Annotated in this window: 14 protein-coding genes and 2 pseudogenes; 6 read left to right on the top strand and 10 right to left on the bottom strand. The window is 69.3% G+C overall.

Annotation, left to right across the window (positions count from 1 at the left end):
• Positions 1–46 precede the first annotated feature (46 nt).
• Genes OCT49_RS27945 through OCT49_RS27955 form a run of 3 tightly spaced genes read right to left on the bottom strand, consistent with a single transcriptional unit; the run spans position 47 to position 5300 of the window.
• Positions 47–2182, bottom strand: a complete 2136-nt coding sequence (locus OCT49_RS27945; RefSeq protein ID WP_283854555.1) for a UvrD-helicase domain-containing protein — start codon at positions 2180–2182, stop codon at positions 47–49.
• A gap of 11 nt (positions 2183–2193) precedes the next feature.
• Positions 2194–3486 (bottom strand): McrC family protein, encoded by a 1293-nt coding sequence (locus OCT49_RS27950; RefSeq protein ID WP_283854556.1) that lies wholly within the window; start codon positions 3484–3486, stop codon positions 2194–2196.
• Entirely contained in the window at positions 3483–5300 is a 1818-nt protein-coding gene (locus tag OCT49_RS27955) for a DUF4357 domain-containing protein (RefSeq protein ID WP_283854557.1), read from the bottom strand. The genes OCT49_RS27950 and OCT49_RS27955 overlap by 4 nt, the downstream gene beginning before the upstream one ends.
• A gap of 139 nt (positions 5301–5439) precedes the next feature.
• On the opposite strand from OCT49_RS27955, the pseudogene OCT49_RS27960 reads away from it, so the two are divergent.
• Positions 5440–6749 (top strand): annotated as a pseudogene (locus tag OCT49_RS27960) (hypothetical protein).
• A 53-nt stretch (positions 6750–6802) separates the two neighbouring features.
• Here OCT49_RS27960 and OCT49_RS27965 read toward each other — a convergent pair.
• A complete protein-coding gene (locus OCT49_RS27965; protein WP_283854558.1) occupies positions 6803–7747 on the bottom strand; it encodes an ArsR/SmtB family transcription factor in 945 nt (314 codons plus the stop codon).
• 354 nt (positions 7748–8101) lie between these two features.
• Between OCT49_RS27965 and OCT49_RS27970 the strand changes: the two genes are divergently transcribed.
• Positions 8102–8344, top strand: a complete 243-nt coding sequence (locus OCT49_RS27970) for a hypothetical protein (RefSeq protein ID WP_283854559.1) — start codon at positions 8102–8104, stop codon at positions 8342–8344.
• Between the two features lie 144 nt (positions 8345–8488).
• On the opposite strand, the pseudogene OCT49_RS27975 reads toward OCT49_RS27970, so the two are convergent.
• Positions 8489–9309, bottom strand: a pseudogene (locus tag OCT49_RS27975) (IS5 family transposase).
• Positions 9310–9496: 187 nt separating this feature from the next.
• On the opposite strand from OCT49_RS27975, the gene OCT49_RS27980 reads away from it, so the two are divergent.
• Positions 9497–10762 (top strand): WD40 repeat domain-containing protein, encoded by a 1266-nt coding sequence (locus OCT49_RS27980; protein WP_283854560.1) that lies wholly within the window; start codon positions 9497–9499, stop codon positions 10760–10762.
• Positions 10763–10810: 48 nt separating this feature from the next.
• Here OCT49_RS27980 and OCT49_RS27985 read toward each other — a convergent pair whose 3' ends face one another.
• Positions 10811–11653 (bottom strand): IS5 family transposase, encoded by an 843-nt coding sequence (locus OCT49_RS27985; RefSeq protein ID WP_283854561.1) that lies wholly within the window; start codon positions 11651–11653, stop codon positions 10811–10813.
• Between the two features lie 298 nt (positions 11654–11951).
• On the bottom strand, positions 11952–12392 hold the full coding sequence (locus tag OCT49_RS27990) for an ATP-binding protein (RefSeq protein WP_283854562.1): 441 nt from the start codon (positions 12390–12392) through the stop codon (positions 11952–11954).
• Positions 12393–12566: 174 nt separating this feature from the next.
• Here OCT49_RS27990 and OCT49_RS27995 point away from each other — a divergent pair, with 174 nt between their 5' ends.
• The 3 genes from OCT49_RS27995 to OCT49_RS28005 all read left to right on the top strand — a co-directional run bounded on the left by OCT49_RS27995 (position 12567) and on the right by OCT49_RS28005 (position 14685).
• Positions 12567–13454, top strand: a complete 888-nt coding sequence (locus OCT49_RS27995; protein ID WP_283854563.1) for a helix-turn-helix domain-containing protein — start codon at positions 12567–12569, stop codon at positions 13452–13454.
• A complete protein-coding gene (locus OCT49_RS28000) occupies positions 13451–13651 on the top strand; it encodes a DUF397 domain-containing protein (RefSeq protein WP_283854564.1) in 201 nt (66 codons plus the stop codon). The genes OCT49_RS27995 and OCT49_RS28000 overlap by 4 nt, the downstream gene beginning before the upstream one ends.
• Positions 13652–13791: 140 nt before the next feature.
• Entirely contained in the window at positions 13792–14685 is an 894-nt protein-coding gene (locus tag OCT49_RS28005) for a hypothetical protein (protein ID WP_283854565.1), read from the top strand.
• Positions 14686–14792: 107 nt separating this feature from the next.
• On the opposite strand, the gene OCT49_RS40170 is transcribed toward OCT49_RS28005, so the two are convergent.
• The 3 genes from OCT49_RS40170 to OCT49_RS28015 all read right to left on the bottom strand — a co-directional run bounded on the left by OCT49_RS40170 (position 14793) and on the right by OCT49_RS28015 (position 22376).
• Positions 14793–15053 (bottom strand): DUF7848 domain-containing protein, encoded by a 261-nt coding sequence (locus OCT49_RS40170; RefSeq protein WP_502963489.1) that lies wholly within the window; start codon positions 15051–15053, stop codon positions 14793–14795.
• Positions 15054–15315: 262 nt separating this feature from the next.
• Positions 15316–19413 carry an Eco57I restriction-modification methylase domain-containing protein gene (locus OCT49_RS28010; RefSeq protein WP_283854566.1) on the bottom strand — a complete coding sequence of 1366 codons (4098 nt, stop codon included), beginning with the start codon at positions 19411–19413 and terminating at the stop codon, positions 15316–15318.
• The gene (locus OCT49_RS28015) at positions 19413–22376 is read right to left on the bottom strand and encodes a DEAD/DEAH box helicase (RefSeq protein ID WP_283854567.1); all 2964 of its coding nucleotides are present in this window, start codon (positions 22374–22376) and stop codon (positions 19413–19415) included. Before OCT49_RS28015 ends, OCT49_RS28010 begins: the two co-directional genes overlap by 1 nt.
• Positions 22377–22413 lie beyond the last annotated feature (37 nt).

The raw sequence follows: 22413 nt of genomic DNA on the forward strand, positions 1-22413 counted from the left end.
GTGCCCCGCACCGACCCGTGCCCGGACCGGCCCGGGCCCGCCCCGGTCAGGCCGGGCGTGGCAGGAACGGGCTCGGGGCCCCGCTCCACGTCACGCTCAGCCACTCGCGTGCACGCGTGCACGCGACGAAGAGCAGGCAGCGTTCCCGGAGCAGGTCGGCGTCGTGCTGGAGCGGGTCCGCCTCGCGCGGGGTCACCGCGCGGCTGAACGGCACGGAGCCCTCGTTGACGGCGAGGACGGACACCGCCCGGAACTCCAGCCCCTTCATCGCGTGCATGGTCGCCAGCCGTACGCCCTGCGCCCCCGGGGCGGACTGCCCCTTGACCCGGAGCACCGGAATGCCGGAGGCCCTGAGCTTGTCCTCGGCCGCGTCCAGGGCGAGGTTGAAACGCGCACACACGCCGATCTCGTGCGGTGCGAGACCGTCGGCGAGCAGTGCCCGGACGCGCTCCACCAGGGCCTCGGTCTCCTCCTGCCGGGTTCCGTACCCCTGGACCTGGGGGCGGCGCCCATGGAGAAGAGAACGGTAGCCGGTCAACGAGTCCGTCCCCTCGCCCTCCAGCGCATCGACGGTGACCGGCGCGAGAAGCCGCGCCGACCAGGCGAGGATCTCCTCGGTGGACCGGTAGTTGACGCGCAACCGGAAGCTGCGGCCGGCGGTGGCCATGCCCAGGGAACCGAGCGACACCCGGGAGTCGTAGATCCGCTGGTGCGGGTCGCCGGTGATGAACAGGTCATCGGGACCGGGAGCCACGGCGGCACGCAGTACCCGCCACTGCGCGGGGTGCAGGTCCTGCGCCTCGTCCACGACGACATGGGCGTAGGGGGCCGGCCCGTCGGCCAGGAAGTCCGCCGCCCGGATGCAGACCCGCAGGTGGGTGGTCCCACCGCGCTCGCGCAGGAGCTGCTCGAACCGTTCGACGCCGCTCCACACCTCCCGGCGGCGCGCGGCCCCCATGCCGGTGCCGCGGCCCCGGCGGCTCGCACCGAGGTAGGAGTCGAGATCGCGGAGATCCTGGCCGAGCACGACGTGCCGGTACTCCTGGGCGAGGAACTGGGCGGTGAACGGCAGATCGAGCTGCTTGACGGTCTTCTCCCACAGCTGCCGCTGTTCCCTGTCCCCGATCGGCTGCGGCGCCGCCCCGGACCTCGCGCGCACGACCCCGTTGGCGCAGGCGTCGACCGTCGTCACATCGACCCGGGCCAGCAGCCCCTCGTCCTCGTCGAGGAGGAGGCCGAGCATCTCGCGCAATCCGGCGGCGAGCGCGTTCGTGTACGTGGTCAGGAGAATCCGGCCGTCCTCGCCGCGCCCCAGCAGATGTTTGACCCGGTGCAGGGCGGCGACCGTCTTGCCGGTTCCCGGCCCGCCCGTGACCTGGACCGGACCCCCGTACGAGGTGCGGTAGGCGGCGCGCCGCTGTGAGGGGTGGAGAAAGACCCGCCAGGCTTCGAACGGCTTCTGCAACACCTCCTCCAGTTCCTGGGGCCCGGTGACCAGCCGGATGCGCGCCGAGGTGTTGGCGATCACCGTGGCCAGGTCCTCGACCGGTTCGGCGGGTGCGTCGGCGGGCCGGCGGACGGCCACGACGTCCCGGTGGACCTCCTCCGGACCGAAGCCCTCGGCGAGGTACTGGAGCACCTCCAGCTGGTCCTCCGGCAGAAGAGTGGAGAACGCCTCCAACTGGGCCTTGTCGACCAGGGAACGCGCGGCGCGCAACACCTGGTCGTCGAGACCCAGTTCGCGCAGGACACCGTCGGAGACCTCCGCGAACAGCAGCCTGGGCGCACCCGCGGCAGCCGTCTCGTACAGCGGGGTCAGCTCGTCCAGGGCGACGGCGTCGCGCACCTCCAGGGCCCTGGTCGCCGTGTTCGCGCTGTACAGCCGCTTCGCGGCCCACGTATAGGCGGCGTCATGCGGCAGGACGTTGACCAGCAGGAACACATCACTGCCGTCATCGGGCGCGAGAACGACACCCCGCCAGAAGTCGGTGATGCGGATGGTCCGCATCCGCGGGTCGCGGGCGTTGTGCACCGACTCCAGGTGCAGGCCCTTGTCCGCGTTGAGCTCGGCGGCGGTCAGGGCGTGGAACTTGCCCATGGCCTTGCGCACGCCGGCTCGCACCGGCTTCTCCAGAGTGTCGTAGCCGTCCCAGAAGCTCTGGGCGAAGGCGAGCCGGGGCATGAGTCCCTTCCTTACCGGGTGATGGCGGCCGACGAACGAGGGCGTGACGCCGCCGGGGCCAGCTTTCCGGCGAGTTCCCGGATCGTCGACAGGAGCTGTTCGGGCGTACGGGAGAGGTCGAGGCTGTGCTGGTACAGGCGCACCCCGGCCCGGCCCCCGGCGGCCGTGCCGCGCACCTCGTGGAAGCGCTCCGGTTGTCGCCCGGCCGCGTACACGAGGTGGGCCTCGCGCAGACCGAGCACCGTGGCGTACGCGAGGGCCTGGTACAGGTCGGCGTTGAGCAGCCCGTCGGCCTTCTCGACCTTGTACTTGGCGTCGGCCACGGCGACCGGAGTGCGACCGTCCCCGGTGCGGACGACGAGATCGGGACGCATTCCCACCAGACCCGCGACATCGAGGTGGTGGGGGTCCTGGAGCCGCGCGGTCAGACCGTGCTCACGAAGAGCCTCGCGCAGCGCGACCGTGACGAAGTCCTCGAACAGCTTGTTCATGTCGAACAGGAAGCCGTCCATGACAAGTGGTTCGACCCCGGTGGCCGGCCGGTGCTCGGGCGAGGCGCCGCGCAGGACGGCCTCGGCGAGCCGCAGCGCGGGCTGATAGCGGGAGTTGAGACGCGACGGCTGCCAGGGCGGCAGCTCCTGCCCCCGCACCAGCGGCCGGACGTCGGCGAGGCGCAGGCGCTGATGGGCCAGTCGCCGACGGACCGGGCCGGGCACTCCGGGCAGCCGCAGCAACTGCTCGACGGCGGCGCGCAGTATGCGGTTCTCGGCGGTGTCGGTCGTGAACGCGTCATACGCGATCTCCACGGGCGGCGTCCGGCCGAAGTGCCGCCGGATCTGCTCGGCCTCGCGCAGCCGCCCGCGCACGACCAGCGCGGACTCCTCCACCTCGCGGTAGCCCTGGAGCACCCCCTGCCGCAGAGCCGCGTCGATCTGCCGCTCCACGGCGTGCGCGAGCGCGGGGACGACGTCGTCGTGGGCACCGGTGTCGATGGTGCCCTCCCGGCTGTCGCGCCAGGCACGTGCCGGGTCGAGGCTGAAGCCGAGGAGGAAGAACAGCCGGCTCACCGGCGTCTTGGGCATGATCCGCAGGACCGGACCGCCGGGAGTGCGCACGGCACCGACCCGGCTGCCCGCCCGCAGCAGCCAGTGCCCCTCCCGGCGGGGGTCCGGGGTCGCGCTCTGCAGGATTCCGGCGGCGGCGAGGGCCCGCCCGGCCTCAGAAGTCAGGGGGACGGAGAGCGCGGGCCCGTACTCGCGCAGCGTCACATCCGGCACGGCGGTCGCGGTTGCGGACGCGGTCACGGGTGCTGCTCGCGCAGCGAGTCGAGTCCGTAGCGGGCGGCGACGTCGAGCCCCTCGCCGTAGTGGTGTTCCGCCAGCAGCGGGAGGATCTTCGTGCGCCAGGTGCGGTCGAGACCGCCCTCGCGGTACACGCCCGGCTTCATCAAGTAGGAGGGCCCGATGGCGAAGTCCGGGTCGTCGATACGGGAGTTGAGGGCGTCGAGAAGACGAGCGGGTTCCCCGTCCCGGCCCTCGCTCTCCAGCCACCGCGCGAGCAGCCCGGCGGTCGGCTCGGTACGGGGCGACAGCTCCACGAACGCGAAACGGCGCCGCATCGCCGCGTCCACCAACGCGATCGAGCGGTCGGCGGTGTTCATGGTGCCGATCACGAACAGGTTGGGAGGCAGCGCGAAATCGTCCCCGGAGTAGGTGAGCCGGACGGACCGCGTCCGGTACTCCAGCAGGAAGTACAGCTCACCGAAGACCTTCGCGAGATTGGCCCGGTTGATCTCGTCGATGATCAGGAAGTGCGGGACGTGCCGGTTGCCCTCGCGGGAGGCGAGATCGGCGAGTTCCCGCAGCGGCCCCGCCGTCAGCCGGAAGGCGACCTCCCGGGTCTCGTCGTCCTCCACGGGACGAAAACCCTCGAAGAAGTCCTCGTAGGCGTACGACGGGTGGAACTGCACGATCTTGACCTGCTCGGGACCGCCGCCGAAGTGCTCGGCCAGCTTCATCGCCAGATAGGTCTTGCCCGTGCCGGGCGGGCCGTAGAAGACCAACTGCCGCTCGTCGACGATCAGTTCACGCACGTCGTCGAGCCATTCCTTCTTGTGCACGAGGAGGTCGGCGGCGAGCGCGTCGGTCACCTCCGGCAGGACCAGCTCCCGGGACACGGGCCGCTCGATGACGGGGTCCACGGCGGGGTCGGCGGACGCGGCGGGGCCAACAGGCCCGGCGAGTCCGTCCAGCGCCTCCAGGACACCGGTCAGGTCGACGACGTCATGCTGCACGGACAGCTTCTGCTGCACGGCCTCCGGCAGTTCCTCGTACGGGTGGCTGCCGGACTCCCAGGCGACCGCCCGCCGCAGGTTGGACAGGCCGCCGGGGGAGCCGGTCTGCACGGCCTCCCCGGTGATCCGTCCGAGATGGAGCCGGCCGTCGCCTATGGTGACCACCGTGTCGCCGACACGCATCTGCGTCAGGAAACCGTGCAACTCGTCGACGAGCCCGCGCTTCTGGTTGTACGAGGCCGCACCTTCGTACCCGTCCTCGACGAAGCGACGAAGCGTGCTCTTGGTCGGATCGCTCTCCTCCAGGGGCGGCAGATGCGCACCGGCGAGCGAGACGATCCCCTCCTTCAGCCACAGCTGCCGCACCAGGTTGTGCCCCGAGACGTTGTTGCCGCGCACAAGCCATGCCTTGCGCGGAGCACGCCAGGCGGTGGACAGGTAGTCGGCGAGCGGATGGCCCTCGGCGGTCCGCCAGGACTCCGGCCCGGAGGCGTGGTAGCCGTACACCAGCGCGGCCGCGGAGGAGGAGGAGTTGCACGGGATGTCACGCGTCGCCACCCAGCGCGGCGGCGTCCCGGCCCGGTCGGGGTCCACCGGGACGTCGACCAGCGCGCCGCTCGCCCGCAGTTCCGCACGGATTTGGCGTCGGTGTGCGTGGAGACTGGGCGATGCCTCCGCCACCACGAACGATCCCTCGTGCAGGAGGAACTTGTTCGTGCCGTTCCCGCCGAACTCGGTGAGCAGGTGCCCGTGCGCCTCTCCACCGTCATTGGGGAGCTTGAGCCGGAAGTCGGGCGCACCGGGGAGACGGTCGGGCTGTGACATGGGTGACCTTCCGTGCGGGGTGAGGCCTGCGCGAATTTCGAACAGCCTACCTGTTGACACTGTCAATTGATTCAAATTCTTCAGGTAAACGGATCATTCCGGTCAGCCGTAGGCTGCTGTGGGAAAACAAGGGGAGACGATGATTGACTACCGCAAGGCAACCGTTCCGGTGTGGACGCTTGTGACCGGTGACGTCCGGGTGCCTGCATTGGCCGGAGACGGGCCGATGACGGCTGAGCGCCTGGGGAACTGCGCAGCGTGCTGGCCATCCTTGCCGACGAGCCGATCGCCACGCTTGAGGTGCATCCGCTGCCCGACGGGCTCGACCGCAGCCGAGGCATCCCGCTCGATGCCGTGAGTCCCCTGGCACAGCACTTGTCGCAGCTCGTCACGCAATCAGCGCGGACTTCCTCCACGGCGGCCAGGGCGACCGCCGCCGGCGAAAACCTGTATCGCATGGTCGTTCCGGCGAAGGTTGCCGCCCAGTTCGGTCAGGGGATCGTTCGCCCGATGGCGTCGAAGGCGGTGGCCGGTGGCATCCGCGGCCCACTCGTGGACCCAATGGGCCGCATCGTTGCCGGCGCGACGTTCATGCCGGTCGGTAAAGCGGCAGCAGCAGGCGCAGCCGGTGGGGCCGGTGCAACGGCCGGCGTCGCGGCCACCGGCAGCGCGGCGCTCACCTTGGCCGCGCCGCTCGTGCTCATGGCCGTAGCGGTGGGGGTGAGTGCGCATGCCGACCACAAGCGCCGGCAGGCCATCGAGCACATCACGGAACTGCTGGAGCAACTGCACGAAGAGAAGCTCGATGACGAGCACAGCGAACTCGACGGCTGCCGCGATGCCATCGACAAAGCCACCGCCATTCTGCTCGACCAGGGCAAGCTCGGTGTCTCGCTGGGACTGGACTCGGCGGTGCATGCCATCAACACGGCGCTGGGCGCCGCTGACCGTCGCCTTGCCCGGTGGCAGAGCGCACTCGACAAGCTGCCCGACGGCGAGGCCGTCGAGATCGGCACGCTGACCAAGTTGTTCCCCGGCGTCGACGACCAAGGCGGCAGGTTCCGCGCCCACCTCGAACTCGCCGCCCTGGCCATTGCGCTGAAGCAGCGGGTCATCGTCCTGCAAGCCGTCGAGCATGCCCAGAACGACCCTGGCAACCTGTTCGGGAACTTCACCCGCGCACTCAAGCGCGACCACCAGCGCCTCGATGAACTGGAGTCGGGCATCGCCGGTGTCCTGCTACGCCTGTCGGCGCTGGAGCTGGCACGCCCGAACGGTTTGCGGCCCGTCTTCACGCCTGGTGAAGTCGATCGCCTGATGCGCGCGACACACCGGATTCACCAGCTGGGCAACGGCGTCACGGTCAACAGACGCCCTACGGACGTGGCGATTGAGATCGCCCGCAACAGGGACGGCTCGGTGGTCGTGTTTCCCGCGCTGCCCGCTTAGGGGGTGGCTTCGGAAATCCTTCGAAGGTTGACATCGCTTCACAAACCGCCCACTCAGGGCAGGCGGATCCCCGTGGTTCTGGTAGCGGTCGAGATGAGTTGGGTGCCCAGGGCGGTGGTGGTGTGTCGGACCGTGTTGGCTTGCCGGAGGCTGGTGACCAGGCCGGCGTCTCGTAGTGCGGTGACGTGTTCCGAGGCTGAGGCCGGTGAGATGGCGAGGCTCTGGGCGAGTTGTTTGGTGCTGCAGCCGGCGGGGGAGGCCAGGGCCTCCAGGACGGCTGCGCGGGTGCGGCCCAGCAGGATCGCCAGGGCTTTCGATGCGCCTGGCCGGGCATTCGGTGGTGCGGCGACGAGGCTGTCGCTCTGGAGGTTCCAGACGGGTGCGTATACGAGGATGGGGGTGCCCACCTCGTTGAGCAGGGCCCGGGGGCGGGAGCCGCAGAAGATGTGGGCGGACAGGAGAAGTCCTCGCCCCTCCAGGTGGAAGTCGACCTGTCCTTGTCCAGGTGGACCGGGAAGCTCCAGGACGGGTTCCTCCCAGCGCACCTGCGGGTGCAGGCCGGCCAGTAACGCACCGACACCGAGGCGCGCCGTGGTGTGTACCCGCCAGGCGCGGTCCGCGTCGAGTACGGCCCGCATGTGGTCGACGAACGGGGTTACCGCGACGTCGTAGTAGGCGGACAGGGTGTCGGTCACCGCATCCAGTGCCTCACGGTCACCATGGGCCAGAAGCTGTGCCCAGGCGGGCAGGCGGTGGTGGCTCGACAGACGGTGCAGTTCTGCCTTGAGACGTCGTCGCGGCGTGCCTCGTATCGCGTCGAACGCCCCTGCGGTGGGGGTTGCGTGGTCGGGGCCCGGGGTGAGGAAGTCCGGAGCCCAGCCGGAGGCCGGTACCAGGGAACCGAGCAGCGACGCCCGAGCGGGCAGCTGCTTTCCGACGAGGTGCCGCCACGCCGAGAACCGTGGGCCCGAGCTGCGGCGGAGTGCTTGCAGACTCATCACGGCCTCACTCACCGGTAGCGAGCTGTTGTAGCCGATCGTCACCCGCGCCAGATCTTCCGAAGTGAAGTGGATTCGCAACATAAGGCCCCCATGTCCGAATTTCTGTTCCTGGTACGTGCTGACCAGGAACATTCGGCTACAGCCGACGGTTTTTGTCGAGAACACGCCCGGCCAAAGACGATGTGTTCAGGCCCGATTCAAGGCCGAGCATCGAGTAAGCGCTCGGTCGGGAGACGGCCACCGAGAAATTCATCTGCTTCGTGGCAGGAGAAAGTAAGCCTCGCGCGAGGCATTGTCCAATGCGTGACCGCGCCCGCATTGGGTGAAAAGGTCCGCAGAGAAGGAGAAAGTATGCGTGCACGAGTCCTGCTCACCGGCGCTGCGCTGGGAGCCGCCCTGCTGACGGGGGGTACGGTCGCCACCGCGCAGGCGGCATCTGCCCCCTCCGAGGCGCGGACGTACGTCGACATCGGTACCTTCTCGTCCCAGAGCGCATGCCTGTCGTTCGGGTCGGCCGGCACCTACTCCGACTGGTACTGCAAGAAGAGCAGCACCACCAGCAACTGGCACCTCTGGGTGAACCTGGATTCGTAGGGCGCCTCCGGGGCTTTGTGTGAGCCCTCTGCCTCACGTGGGGTTGAGCCGGTCCTTCGACGGGGGGAGGACCGGCTCAACGCCTCCGGGTCTTCGGGCGACGGCAGCGTCCGACACATGACCATCCTTACCTAAGAGCTTGTCTCATGTGGCGAGTTTCGCGAGCTTCTTGTAGCAGGTCGGTGCCGCCGCGAGTCCGAGGAGGGCCAGGAAGTGGCTGCCCTTTCGCTCGTATCGGACGGTCAGTCTGCGGTAGCCGAAAAGCCAGGAGATCGACCGCTCGATCCTCCAGCGGTGACGGCCGAGACGCTCGCCGGACTCGACGCCGGGGCGGGCGATGCGGGGGACGATGCCGCGGCTGCGCAGCCAGGCCGGCCGGTCGGTGGAGTAGTACGCCTTGTCGGCGCGGGAACCTGCCGGGACGGCGGCGTCGGGGTCCACGGCGGGAGCGGATGGCGGGTATGCCCAGGATCAGCGGCACGAGGGCCTGGCTGTCGTGGACGTTCGCACCGGAGACACCGGGGGCGAGAGGCAGGCCCTGTGCATCGGAGAGGGTGTGGAGCTTGCTGCCCTTCTTGCCCCGGTCGACCGGATTGCGCCCGGTCAGCGGCCCCCCTTTTTTTCGCACGGACCGAGGCCGCGTCCACGATGACCGAAGTCCAGTCCAGCTCACCGCGGGCCCCGGGCTCATCCAGGACCCTGTGATGCAGCCGCCGCCACAGCCCTGCCCCGGTCCACGCGGAGAACCTGCGATGCGCGGTCGCCGGCGAGACTCCGAACGTCTCCGGCAGATGCCGCCAGGCGCAGCCACTGGTCAGCACATACACCACGGTCGTGAATACGGCCCGTTCATCCACCGGAGCCGTCCCACCGCCTTGTGGACGAGATGCAAACGACGGCAGCAACGGAGCAACCAGCGACCAGAGTTCGTCAGGAACCAACCGCTGCGACAGGCCAACACCCATGGCACTGCATCATGCCGCATCAACCTCACGCCACGTGAGACAAGCTCTGAGAACCCGCGCGAATTGGTGAGGCAGGGGCGGACTGCGGGTCTGGGGCGGGTCTTGTTTGCTGAGGCTGCTGGACGGTTCGTCAGTAACGTTGCGTAATTGGCTACGCAGTCGCGTGGTGGGCTGGTTGGGTGCGGGTATGTCCGATGATCTGAACGTTGACGGGGTTGAGGCCGTGCTTGCGGGCGCGGATGGGCGGTTGGCGGATCCGGGGTTTCTGGTGAATGCCGACCCAACGGAGGTGCTGGGGCTGGTGGATGCGGCTTCGGGGCCTGCTGGGCGGCTGGCGGGGGCGGTGTACCGGGCGTCGGCGCACCTGCACCGTGAGGCTGGTGCGGGGGTACGGAGGCAGTTGCTGGCGTTGGATGCCGTCCGGTTCGGGGATCGGGGACTGGCGGCGCGGATCACCGCCGTACTGGTGGAGGGCGAACCCGCCGCGCCGTGGGGGGTGGAGTGGGCGACTGGCAGCATGGTCGATCGCAGCCTCTGGCAGACCCTCGCCGGTCACACCAGCACGGTGAGTGGAGTGGCGACGGGGGTGGTGGAGGGCCGTCCGGTCGCCGTCACCAGCAGCAGGGACGGGACGGTGCGGGTGTGGGATCTGGCCGCCGGTCGGCAGGTTGGCCGGCCCCTCATCGGTGACACCCACATGGTGTCTGGGGTGGCGATGGGGGTGGTGGACGGCTGCCCCGTCGCGGTCAGCGGCGACGATGAGACGGTGCGGGTGTGGGATCTGGCCGCCGGTCGGCAGGTTGGCCGGCCCCTCATCGGTGACACCCACATGGTGTCTGGAGTAGCGATGGGGGTGGTGGACGGCTGCCCGGTCGCCGTTATTGGCAGCCGTGACGGATCGGTGCAGGTGTGGGACTTGACCACCCGCCAGCAGTTCTGCGAACCCCTGCAGGACCACGTCCGCAGCACGGTGGATGCGGTGGCGACGGGGGTGCTGGACGGCCGCCCGGTCGCCGTCTCCAGTGGCCAGGACAGGAGGGTGCGGGTGTGGGACCTGACCACCGGCAAGCCGGTCGGCGAACCCCTGACCGGTCACACCGACGGGGTGTATGGGGTGGCGACGGGGGTGGTGGAGGGCCGCCTGTTCGCCGTCACCGGCAGCATGGATGAGACGGTGCGGGTGTGGGACCTGACCACCGGCAAGCCGGTCGGCGAGCCCCTGACCGGTCATACCGGCTGGGTGTATGGGGTGGCGACGGGGGTGGTGGAGGGCCGTCCGGTCGCCGTCACCGGCAGTGGGGACGGGACGGTGCGGGTGTGGGACCTGACCACCGGCCGGCCTTCTGGGCCGGAGTTGGTGTTCCCCGCGGAGGTGTTCGCGGTGGCCGTCACTTCGGATGGCCGGCTGGTAGTGGGGTTCGGTCATGAGGTGGCGGTGCTGGCCCGCCGCTGACCAGGCGGTCCCGCGCGGTGCACCCCGGGGGTGTCCCACACAGTGATCTCATAAGCGGCGGTGCGGGCGTTCGTCCCAGCGGTGGGTTGTCCATGCCCGGCGGATCAGGCTGCGTACGGTGATGACGGTGTCGGCGAGATCGAAGAACACGTTGATCACGGTGGTCCGGCGTTCGTGGCAGCGGGCGAGGCGCTGGAAGGCGTTCTGCCAGGCATGGGTACGCTCCACGTGCCACCTCTGACCTGCCTGGATCGGCGCCTTCTCGCCCTTGTGAGCGAGTCGGCCGTGAAGGCCGCGTTCGGCGAGCAGGGCGCGGGTCCTGTCGGAGTCGTAGCCGACGTCCAGGTGCACGGTGATGTCGTCAGGCAGGGGGCCGAGGTCGTCCAGCAGGTCCAGGGTCGGGGCGAGCAGCCGGGAGTCGTGGCGATTGGCTCCGGCCAGGACGCGGCCCAGTGGAATACCGTAACCGCCCGTCATGCCGGAGCGTTTCAGGCCCTGTTTGCCTCGGTCGACCGGCGAACGCCCGGCTGCTTCGCCGCATCCGGGAGCCTTGGTGATAGCGCCGTCGACAGCGATCCGGTCCAGGACGAGGCCGACGATCCGGTCGTACGACTCCAGCGCGATCCTCTTGAACTCGGCGAAAACGTCCAGCCGTACCCACTCATAGCGGCGGCTGCGGATCGTGGTGGCCGAGCACGTCGTATCCGCTGTCGCCTCGTAGGAACAGCCGAAACGCAGCAGTTGCAGCACCGTGCCGAAGACGACCCGGCCGCTGATACGCCTGCGGTGGCAGCCGAGCGGATGGTCCGGGTGATACCCCGGCCGCACAGGCAACAGGGCCGCGAACTGATCCCAGAGCGGTTCAGCGAGCCACGACGGCAGAACGCGCACAGGTCTCCTCAGAAATCACAGAGCGTCGCAACTCCATGATCACCGGGCCTGCGCCCGTTCCTGCTGCCAGTTTCCCCAACCGCGCCTATCCGCGTGACCACTAAGTGTGCGGTTCGCGTTGAGTCGGATCGTAGCCTCCCCATGAGTCGAACTCACCATGCGGGGTCACCTGATGACGCACCGAATCACGGTGCTCCTCACAGCGTCCGGCAGCATGATGAGAGCCGCGGCGTCGACCTGCTCGTGAATGTCTTGAACGTCGAGGGCGGCGGCGCGTACGGTGACGAACACCTGCTGGTCAAGGAGTCGACAGCTCGGCCCGGACGGTCTTGCCGCCGGGTGGGTGGGGAACGTAGTCCCAGTGGTCGGCGAGGACGGCGACGAGCAGCAGGCCGCGGCCGCCGGAGTGCAGCGCCTCAGGTTCGGTGTCTGCCGGAGGGGGCTGAGGGAACACCTCCCCGCGGGCGTCGGTGACTTCGACGCGGAGGCGGCCGGCCTCCGGGGCGAGGACGAGCGTGAGCCGGAAGCAGCGACCGGGCACGAGGCCGTGGAGGACGGCATTGGCGGCAAGCTCGGCGATCACGATTTCGGCACGCTCCGTGAGGTCCTGCGGAGCGCCCCAGGTCCGCAGTTGAGTCACGCCGAGAAGCCGGGCGAGCCGGGCGCCGCGCCGCGTGGACGACAGCAACTGGGTGAAGACGTGCTGCGAAACGACCAGTTGGGGGAGAGGTTGGTTCATGGCGCCATCGTGGCGGCCGGATATGGCCGGATGCGAGCGCCACACCACGTACGCGGAGTCAGCGTACGGGCACATGGAGTAGGCGGTACGCGAGGTCAGCTGTCACGCTGGGTGGTGAACGCGAACGGTGGCGAGGAGCCGCCGCGGGTGCGGTACGGAGAAGAGGAGCGGCGGATGGAAATGGTTGAAGAGGAGACGGGGGCGGCCGGGGGCGCCGAGGCCCGGGTGGTTACGGCGGGGGAGGGGGAGCGGGAGCCCCATCCGTCGGACAGTCTGCGTACGTTCGGCGCGGTCGTCCAGGCCCTGCGCGAACACGCGGGGCTCAGCCGGACCGAGCTCGGCGACCTCGTCCAGTACTCCAAACACACCGTGGAGTCCGTCGAGTTGGGCCGCCGCATGCCGGACGAGGAGTTCGTCGAGCGCGCGGAGGGGGCGCTCGGCAACACGGGTGCGCTGCGGAAAGCGGCCGGCCACCTCAGCCGGGGCGAGGTCGGCCTCGCGGCGTGGTTCAGGCGCTGGGCCCGGCTGGAGCGGAAGGCGGTGAGCCTGCACACGTACGAGTGCCGACTGGTGCCGGGGCTGTTGCAGTCGGAGGCGTACGCGCGGGCGGTGTTCGAGGGCACGATTCCGCTGCGGACCGACGGTGAGTTGGAGGACCAGCTCGCCGCGCGGATGGAACGGCAGCGGATGATGCGGGAACGGCCCACGGTGCCGTTCAGCTTCATCATCGAGGAGCACGTGTTCCGGCGGCGATTCGGGGATGCGGAGGCGATGCGCGGGTTGGTGGACCACGTGCTGGAGCTCACCGCACCGCGCAATGTGACGCTCCAGGTGGTGCCGCTGGAGGCAGAGTTGCATCCGTGTCTGGATGGCCCGGTTCAGTTGCTGGAAACTCCAGACGGCAAGCGGCTCGGCTACTCGGAGGGGCAGCAGAACGGTCGGCTCATCTCGGACTGGAAAGAGGTGAGCCTGCTCTGCCAACGCTATGAAAGACTGCGCTCGCAGGCCCTGAGCCCCAAGGAAACCCGGGCCCTGCTGAAGCGACTGCGAGGAGAGCTATGAGCAGCGGTATGACGGAACTCGCCTGGTTCAAGTCCAGCTACAGCGGCAGCCAGGGCGACAGCTGCGTGGAGATTGCGGTCGCCGAAGAGGCTGTTCACGTACGGGACTCGAAGGACCTGGCCCGCCCGGCCTTCGCCGTGGGGCGCGCGGAGTGGGCGCCCTTCGTGAGGTTCGTGTCGGGTGCCTCGGAGGTGTAACCGAGCGCGGCACGGTTGATGAAGCGGTCGCCGAGGTCGGGGTCCGGCCTCGGCGCCGCCTTTTTGGGTGCCGCTGATCTTCGACGAGGAGCCGGTCTTCGGCAGTGACGTGCCCGTGTGGGAGGACAAAGGAGGCGGGAGTGAATGAGAGCCAGCGCACCTCCTACGAGGTGCTGAAGGCCGGCGCGCTTGATCTCGCATCGACCTGGGACGGCGTGGCGTATCGCCTCGGGGGCGAGACGCCGCCGTTGAGCCGGTGCGCGCAGGAAGCCGCGGTGCTCCCCTCCGGAGTCGAGGCTCCGGAGAAGCTGACCCGGACGATCGCACAGGACGCAGCTACCTACGTCACCGCAGCATCGCAGCACGTCCGCGCGCTCGCTGGTCTGCTCGGCCCTGAGGCCGTCCTCACGGGTTGGTCGCTCACTCGGGCCCTGGTGGAGCACTGCAGCCGGGCGACCTGGCTGCTGGGGCTCGACGTGACACCGACTGGTCGCGTCGCCCGGTTCTACATGGAGCGAATCGTTAGCCTGCACATGGCCAGGTTGGCCGCAGAGCAAGTCGGCAACCGGAAGCGAGCAAAGAAGCTGAAGCGGGACCGAGAGGCGCTGCTGAGCCAGGCCAGACAGGTCTTCCCCGACATCAAGCTGTTCAAGGTCGAGAAGCTCAACGACTGGGCGGTCGGCGGGGAGACATACGCGGGCCTTGGCAAGGCGGTCAACGGCTTGGGCCGGGACCACCTGAACACGCGTGGCCTGTACGACATGCTGTCGACTTTCACCCACCCCTCGTTGTACCGGCTCCACGCCCAGACGACCGTCACGCAGTTGGAGGACCAGGTCCACTACGCATTCACCGCGCACCCCGACGTGATCCGGTGGCAGATCGCAGTGGCCAGCGGCAGCGTGTACAGAGCCGCTCATCACGTCGTTGCCTACCTGCAGCTCGACGTCGCACCACTCGAGCAGTGGGCCGATGATCACCCGGAACTACTCGCGTGGTCGCGGTCGATGGACGACCCCAGAACGTTGCGATGAAGCCGAAGACGCTTTTCGAGCTCACGTCGACGCCCTTGGCGCCGAGGACATCGGCGCGGAATCCCTCCAGCGTCTCCGTCTCGAGCCTCATCTTCGCAGGTCAGGCCCTATTCTCTCCTGGTCACTCGGGCGTGGTCGGTGTACTCACGTCGATGTAGGTCGTGCCCGGTCCTGCCAGCGTGCTTCAGCGCCCAGCCCTGGGCGTCGTCCGAGACGCACTGGGGGCCGGAGTCGGCCCCGCACTCGTATGTCACGCAGAAGATCTGCGCGGTGATGCCGCCGTTGGGAACGTGGCTGATCGTGTGATCGACGAAGCGCAGGACAGAGCGAACCCGCGCGGGGTCAGGGATGTGGGTGCGGTGCTGGATGAATCAGACGCCTCGATCCCCCTGACCAGCCATATCCGGTACAGGGCCCAACGCTTGACGCTGATCGCCGTACGAATCGCATCGAGGCACTGCTGTAATGCCCTTGGTCTTCCCCGCCTGTCGCCAGGGTATCGGGGACTCCGTCCCGTCGCTGCCCGGCAGCACGCGTTCCCCAGCCCGCGCCCGAGGTCAGAACGACGGACGTGCGTGGGTTACTGGTCTGGCTTCGGCATACCACGGGGTGCTCGGCTCCTTGGCGTGGTCAGGTGTGGCGAGGGCCGTGGCCAGGGGGCGGGGTGAGGGTGGAGCGGTAGGTGCCGGACTCGCCCTCGACGAGCGGGGTCTCCAGGGTGAGGCCGGCGGTGGCCATCCGGTCGTACTCGGCGAGGATCAGGTTTTTGGTGCGGTACTCGCCGTGGGCCTTGATGTCGTTGTCGCGTGTGACGTTGAAGGTGTCCAGGACGTAGGCGGTGTCGTCGCGGGTGATGCCGTAGAGGTGGAAGAAGAGAGCGTCCAGCTCGGCCCGGATGACGGCTCGGCGGTCGGTGTCCCAGATGAAGGGGGCGCCGGTGTCGCCGAGGTCGCGGGCGAAGGGGGTCATGTCGGTTGCGGTGTAGGTGAGTTCGAGGACGCGAGGGGTGATGAACGCCGCGTGGGGTGCGAGCTGGTCGGGGGTGGGGATAGCCAGCTGCCGCACGATGAAGTAGCTCATCGAAGTGCCTCCGATGGCCTGCCGGGCCACATAGTCAACGACGAACGAAGACCAGACTGCCGTAAGCAGTGCCGCCTGCGGGGCGAGGGCCAGCAGGTACTTGTGACCAAAGCCGTAGGCAGGGGCAGGTGCCGCAATCAGCGTGCGTTCGTCGTTCGCCCGGCAAATGTCGCGCCAGCCCAGCAACCACTCCCGGTGCCATCCCTTGGCTGCCAGGCGGCTCCGAACGCCGGAAGCTTTAACTTCTTGACCGTCCTTGTTGAACTTTCCGATGGAGATATCGCGTTCTTGTACCCAGTAGTGTGGAAGGGGTACCTCCTCGGGGTCCTGTTTTTCTGAGAGGGTGAAGTCGCGTACGGATCCGTCCTGGGTGTAAGTAGCCCAGCGATGGTCATAATGGTGGAGCATCTTGGCCTCGTACAGAGGAAGCAGGCGCTCCTTTCCTCGCACTAGGACGTTGCCGTCAAGACTCCATCCTGCAGCGAGGAGGTCGTCGAAGGTCTCGCCGTTCTGGATTTCGGGGCGGAACAGGTGCGATTCGTGTGACGTGTGGAACGTGGTCATGAACGAGATATCCCAGGGGTTCCCGCTCGCCTTCTTCGTCTCGTTGATCAGCACCGGCATGCGACGGTAGATCCCCAGCGTGATCTCGGCGTCCCGGCGGCTGCGGAAGATTGGGCACGTGCCGGTGTTCGGGTTGAGGAGGGTGATCGCTTCGGGGGTGAGCGGGAACGTTTTGTTGGGGTTGTAGAACTCGGCGGGGTCCAGAAGGAAGAAGCCGAACTGGGCTGCTCGCGTGGGGAGTGAACTCCCTGTCAGGGAAAGGACGCAGAACTTCATTCGGGAGTCTACGGCTGGGAATAGACCATTGCGGTTCTCGAAGTCCAGGAGCGCTGCCAATGAATTTTGAGCGATGAGGTCCTTGAAGAAATACTGTGTGCGGGAGTCCGTCGCAATGCCAGTTGGGACGATGATGCCTGTGCGCCCGTGATTAGAGGTGAGGGTGCGGTCGCCCTCGGCGAAGAGCGCATAGAGATTAAGATTTCCTTGCCCGGTCAAGGGGAAGCGGTTGGAAGCGCGCCAGAAGTGGCTCTCTCCATAAACCTTGCGCTTCGCGGCCTCATACTCGCTGTACAGCTGGTCGGTGTCGGGGTCTCCCTTGAGTGCTTGAATTTTCTTCTTGCGGGCGGCTGTATTGTTGGTCGCCGCGATTTCGGGTGCGCGCACGGCGAAGAACTCTGTCTCGGGGAAGTTCACGCTGTCCCACGGCGGATTCCCCACCACCGCGTCGAACCCACCCGCCCACCCCGTCCCCGGCTGGACCCCCGCACCCGACTCCGGGACGGCGAACACCTCCGGGAACTCCAGGTGCCAGTGGAAGAACCGGTACTGGTCCCGCAGCTCCAGGATCTGCTCGTGCGTCGCGTCCGACACCGAGGACTGGTCCCGGCCCCGCAGTGCCCGGAACACCTGGTCCGTCGGGGCCTCCGGCGCACCCGCGTGCTTGGGCCACACGAACGCCGCGCACCAGGCGTCGGCGGCGTGGAGGTCCTGGACGTACGCCGACGACTCCACGTACACCCGGTACGCAGCCTCCTGGGCGTGCACGTCCTCCAGAGAATCGGCGGGGGCGGTGGTGATCGCGGCGAGCTCGACGGCGTACCGCTCGTTGCCCGGCAGTGGCTCCGTGTCGAAGAGGAGTTCGTCCTGGCCGCCCCGCTGGGCCTTGTTGCGCTTGACGAGGCCGGAGGCGTGCTTCTTGTCGTCGCCCTCGATGGGCTTGAAGGCGTCGTCGGGGACGCCGTCCGCCAGCAGCTTCGGTGTTGCGCCGATGAGGCCGTTGCCGTGCTTGACGTGGGCGTCGAGGAAGCCGAGCGCCTTGCCCGGTTCCATGGCCTCCAGCCACAGGGAGACCTTGGCCAGTTCCACGGCCATCGGGTTGAGGTCGACGCCGTAGATGCAGCGGGCGACGACCTCGCGCAGGGCGTGGCGCACGGCGTCGTCCGTCGGTTCCGGGTTGTGCTCGCGGACCGAGGCCACCCGCTTGGCGATACGTCGTGCCGACGCGACGAGGAAGTGGCCGGAGCCGCACGCCGGGTCGCAGACCGTCAGGGACAGGAGCTCGGCGACGATGTCGTCGGCCGGGTCGGGGCGGCCGGCGGCGGTGGCCCGCTGGTCACCCCGCTTGAAGGCTTCGTCCAGCACCGGGTCCAGGGTCGTGTCGAGCAGGCACTCGATGAGCGAGGACGGGGTGTAGTAACTGCCGGTCGTCTTACGGCTGTTGCCCGCCACTTCCACCAGCTCGAAGGAGCGGTCCGCCGCGGAGTGCTTGGGTTCAAGCTCAAGCAGGGACTCGTAGACCGAGCCGAGCTCCTCCGCGTCCAGGTGGCGGTAGTCGACGGGCCGCCAGCGGCGGGCGCCCGGGTCGCGGACCTGGGCGAGGTGGCGGACGGCGGAGAGCAGCGACTCGTTGGACAGCTTCAGGCCGTCGAGCGGGGCATCGGTCTCGGTGGGGGAGAACAGGCCGCCGAGGCCGGGCAGGGCCAGTTCGGGGCGGCCACCTTCCTTCCCGAGGGCTTCGAGGACGATGCGCAGGGCCTCGTACTGGTCGCCGTGGGCCGTGCCCTGGCGGCGGCGGGCCCGTTCGCGCAGCCGGGCGGAGGAGAAGTACCGCTCGTACGCCTCCCGCCGGGAGTCGTCGGCCTCCGGGTCGAGCAGGGCGTTGCGGTCCTCGGCGACGAAGACGAACAGCAGCCGGTAGACCAGGCGCAGCAGGGCGTCGCGGAGGACCTTGGGGTCGGTGTTCTCCCGCAGCGCGCCGTTGTCCGGGTGGCGCAGGAAGCCGGTGCCGAGGACGGTCAGGGCGTTCTGCACACCCAGGCGGAGCTGGTCCAGGGCGCGGGTGCCGGAGGTGACGGCCTCGGCACGCCACTTCTCCAGCCAGCACCCCGAAGCAGCCGCGCTCTCCGCCACCGCGAACCGCGACGCGTGCAACAGGCTGTACAGCAGCACGAACTCGCTGAACAGCTCGCCGTCGAAGAGGGCTTCCAGGTCGAAGTCGACGTAGGCCGCCGTGGAGAAGGACGACGAGTCGCGCAGCAGGCGCAGCCGACGGCCGTTGGTGACGATCGCCCATAGGTGGGCCTCGGTGCGGTTGAGGCAGTCCTGCACCATCGACTGGGGCGGGACCTGGCCGGCGGCCGGGCGTTTGTCGAGGTCCTGGTTCCACGGGACCTGGTGGATGAGGGCCGGGCCGTGGCGGTGGGAGACCGGGAAGCGCTTCTCCGGGTCGGAGTCCGCCGGAATCCCCGCCGCGCCGACCTCCGTCAGCGCGCCGAAGTCCAGCTTGCGGAAGAGCTGGGCCAGCCAGTCGGTGCCCGCGCGGCCCGTGGGGTCGGCGGCGGGAGCGCCGGTCGCCGGGTCGGAGGGGAGCGCGGCGCGCAGGTCGCGCCAGAGGGGCTTGAGGTACTCCCAGGCGCGCTCGGCCTCGTTGCGTACGGGCACCGAGGCGGGCAGGCCGTAGTCGGCGGGCTTGGTGCCCGGCAGGTTCCGGGACTCCGCGATGCGCAGCAGCATGTCGGAGGGGAGCAGGCCGCCGACCGGGGTGACGGCGGTGAAGGCCAGGGCGGTGCGGGTGGCGGCGGACATCAGGCTTCGGCTCCGGACACGGTAGAGGCGGCGGACGCGACGGGGGCGGGCTGCTGGGGCAGGTAGACGTAGACGCCGAGGACGTCGGCGGGCTCCTGCGGGACGACCTTCAGGCCGCGGACGATCTCCTCGTTGGCCTTGCGGACCCGGCGGTGCGAGGCGTCGAGTTCGGCGGCCAGGCGGGTGCCGTACTCGGTGAGGTGCGCGGCGAGGTCCGGCAGGCCGTTCAGGTCCTTGGCGATCTGGTTGCGGACCAGCTGCTCGTGGGTGTTGGCGGTGGCGCGGGCCGCGAGGAGGGCGGCGGACGCGTCGTCGTCCAGCCAGCGGGCGCGCGACGGCATCCCCTGGTAGGCGAGCAGACGGGCGTCCTCGGCGACCAGCTGCCGTTCGCCGTTGCGGGACGGGAGCGTGAGGTGGAAGCGGTAACGGACCAGCAGGAGCGTGGTGCGGACGGTGACCGCGTCCGTGGTGACGACGCCGCAGCGGCGGGCCGGCCGGGGGCCGGGGGTGTTCGCGTCGAGGGCCGAGTCCAGGACGTACGAGGCGATGGCACCGATCACCGGGTCGGTGCGGACCAGGGCGGCCTCGCCGCGCGCGACCGCGGGCGTGGAGCGGAAGGGGATCTCCCGGTCCTCCTCGACGATCCGTCCGCCGAGCGTGGCGGCGAGCGCGTCGCGCAGTCCGGCCGGGGCGCCGCCGGGCTGGGCCGTGAAGTCGCCGCTGCCGTCACGCGGGTCGCGTACCAGCGTGTCCAGGCCGCCCAGCGCCTCCAGGGCGAAATCGCGGACCTCCTCCGCGCCGCCGAGCGCCGCTCGTACGGCGGCGACCTCGCGCGCCACCTCCTCCGGGTGGATCGCGCGCTGGGCGTACTTGGAGCGGGACGTCTTCTCGCGTTCGGCGGCCGAGTTCCACTCGCGCTCGATGCGGTCGAACGACTCCTGGTGGCCGTCCAGTTCGAACAGGCTCTCCTGGCTGCCCTGCCGCCCGTGCAGCAGCAGCCACTCCACCACCGCGTCGGTGACGCCGGAGGCGGTCTCGTCGGGGACGGAGACGGAGATGCCCAGGTCCTTCATGATCTGACGGTGCTTCATGAACAGCACCTCCAGGACCTTGCCGTCGATGCCGTTGTCCTCGCCGAACATGGTGATGACACGGACCTGGTCGCGCTTCTGCCCGTAGCGGTCGACCCGGCCCTCGCGCTGGTCGTGCCGGGTGGGGTTCCAGGCCAGGTCGTAGTGGACGACGGCGTCGAAGTGGTGCTGGAGGTTGACGCCCTCGGAGAGGCAGTCGGTGGCGATCAGGACGCGGCGGACGGCCGGGTCGCCGGCCTCCTCGGCGGTTTCGGCGGCGAGCTGCTCGATGCGCTCCAGGCGCTGCTGCGGGGACAGGGTGCCGGTCACCGCGGCGATCTTCGTCTTCTTGCCGAGCTTGCCCTCCAGCTGGGTGGCGAGGTACTCGGCGGTGGGGATGTAGCGGCAGAAGACGATCGGGTGGTAGCCGTCGGCGATCAGGCTCTTCAGATGCCGGGTGAGCGCCTTCAGCTTCGCGTCCCCGGCCGGGCCGACGAGTTCGGCGGCCCGCTGCGACAGTTCGAGCAGCCGGGCACCGGCCTCCTCCGACTCGGCCGCGCCGGGTGCGACGTCCATGCCTTCGAGCCGGTCGTTGTCGGCGGAATCGGCGGCCACCGGGAAGCCCAGCGCGTCCGCCTCCTGCGCGGTGCGGGCGGCGGCGGACTCGGAGCGGGTCCTCAGGGTCTGCGCGGCGGCCGCGGGCGAGGACACCATCGAGCGCAGCAGCGCGATCACCGACCACCAGGCGATCCGCGCCTCCCGCTTGCCCTGCTCGCCCGCGGTCGCGACCCGGTCGCGGGCGTACGCGATGGCGTCGTCGAGCAGCGCCCGGTAGGCGGGCGTCAGCTTGTACGGCTCGTCCTTCGTCCAGCGGTCGGACGGGAAGGCGGTCCGCTCGGCCAGGGAGTCGTCGGCGAGCCCGTCCTCCTTGGTGAGGTAGTCGCGGACGTCGGCACGCTTGCGGGCCACGAAGTGCTCGGCGAGCTTCGCCCGTCCCGCGGGCGACTCCAGGTCCAGGGTCGAGAGTTCGGGGCGCACCAGGCCGAGCAGGTTGCGGAACGCGGACTCCTTGCCGGAGTGCGGGGTCGCGGTCAGCAGCAGCAGATGCCGGCCCGGGTCGGCGGAGATCTTGCGCAGCAACTCGTGACGGAGCTGGTTCGACGTGGACGCGGAGCCCTGCGCGGCGTCGTCGGCGGCCACGCAGGAGTGGGCCTCGTCGACGATCACCAGGTCGGGACAGTGCCGTACGAAGTCCTCGCGGTGCCGGGTCGACTTGATGAAGTCCGTCGAGATGATCGTGTACGGGTGCTTGTCGAACAGGGACTGGCCCAGCTCCAGGCCGCGCTCCAGGCGCGACACCGTGGAGGCCAGGACCAGTTCGGCGTCGATGGCGAACTTCTCCCGCAGCTCGGACTGCCACTGCTCGGCCAGCGCCGGGGAGCACAGCACCGCCAGCCGGGCCGCCTCGCCCTGCGCGAGCAGCTCCTTGGCGATCAGACCGGCCTCGACCGTCTTGCCGATGCCGACGTCGTCCGAGATCAGCAGCCGCACGGTGCGCTGCCGCAGCGCCATCAGCAGCGGGACCAGCTGATAGGCCCTCGGCTCCACGGCGATCGAGGCCAGCGAACGGAACGGGCCCGCCCCCGAACGGAAGCCGATGCGGAGCGCCGTGCGCAGCAGACCGGCGGACCGCTGGTCACCCAGGTCGTCCGGGCCCGGTGCCGCGAATTCGGCCGGACGCACCTCCTCGAAGGAGGGGAAGACGGCCGCGATGTCGTCCTCGCTCCCGCCCAGGGGGCGCAGCACCAGCATGTCGGGGGCGCTCTCGGGCAGCACCACCCATTCCCGGCCACGGGCGGCGACCAGGGAGCCGGCTGTGTACGTGAGGCTCATGAGATGTCCCAGTTCCTTGGATCGAGAAGAGGCGGTG

It is taken from the genome of Streptomyces sp. ML-6 (assembly GCF_030116705.1).
Lineage (GTDB): Bacteria > Actinomycetota > Actinomycetes > Streptomycetales > Streptomycetaceae > Streptomyces.

Bases quoted from the DNA above. Each gene is read 5' to 3' on its own strand.
- OCT49_RS27980 (WP_283854560.1), top strand. From the start codon at position 9,497: ATGTCCGATGATCTGAACGTTGACGGGGTTGAGGCCGTGCTTGCGGGC.
- OCT49_RS27995 (WP_283854563.1), top strand. From the start codon at position 12,567: ATGGAAATGGTTGAAGAGGAGACGGGGGCGGCCGGGGGCGCCGAGGCC.
- OCT49_RS27945 (WP_283854555.1), bottom strand. From the start codon at position 2,182: ATGCCCCGGCTCGCCTTCGCCCAGAGCTTCTGGGACGGCTACGACACT.
- OCT49_RS28010 (WP_283854566.1), bottom strand. From the start codon at position 19,413: ATGTCCGCCGCCACCCGCACCGCCCTGGCCTTCACCGCCGTCACCCCG.
- OCT49_RS27970 (WP_283854559.1), top strand. From the start codon at position 8,102: ATGCGTGCACGAGTCCTGCTCACCGGCGCTGCGCTGGGAGCCGCCCTG.
- OCT49_RS27990 (WP_283854562.1), bottom strand. From the start codon at position 12,392: ATGAACCAACCTCTCCCCCAACTGGTCGTTTCGCAGCACGTCTTCACC.
- OCT49_RS28000 (WP_283854564.1), top strand. From the start codon at position 13,451: ATGAGCAGCGGTATGACGGAACTCGCCTGGTTCAAGTCCAGCTACAGC.
- OCT49_RS28015 (WP_283854567.1), bottom strand. From the start codon at position 22,376: ATGAGCCTCACGTACACAGCCGGCTCCCTGGTCGCCGCCCGTGGCCGG.
- OCT49_RS27965 (WP_283854558.1), bottom strand. From the start codon at position 7,747: ATGAGTCTGCAAGCACTCCGCCGCAGCTCGGGCCCACGGTTCTCGGCG.
- OCT49_RS27955 (WP_283854557.1), bottom strand. From the start codon at position 5,300: ATGTCACAGCCCGACCGTCTCCCCGGTGCGCCCGACTTCCGGCTCAAG.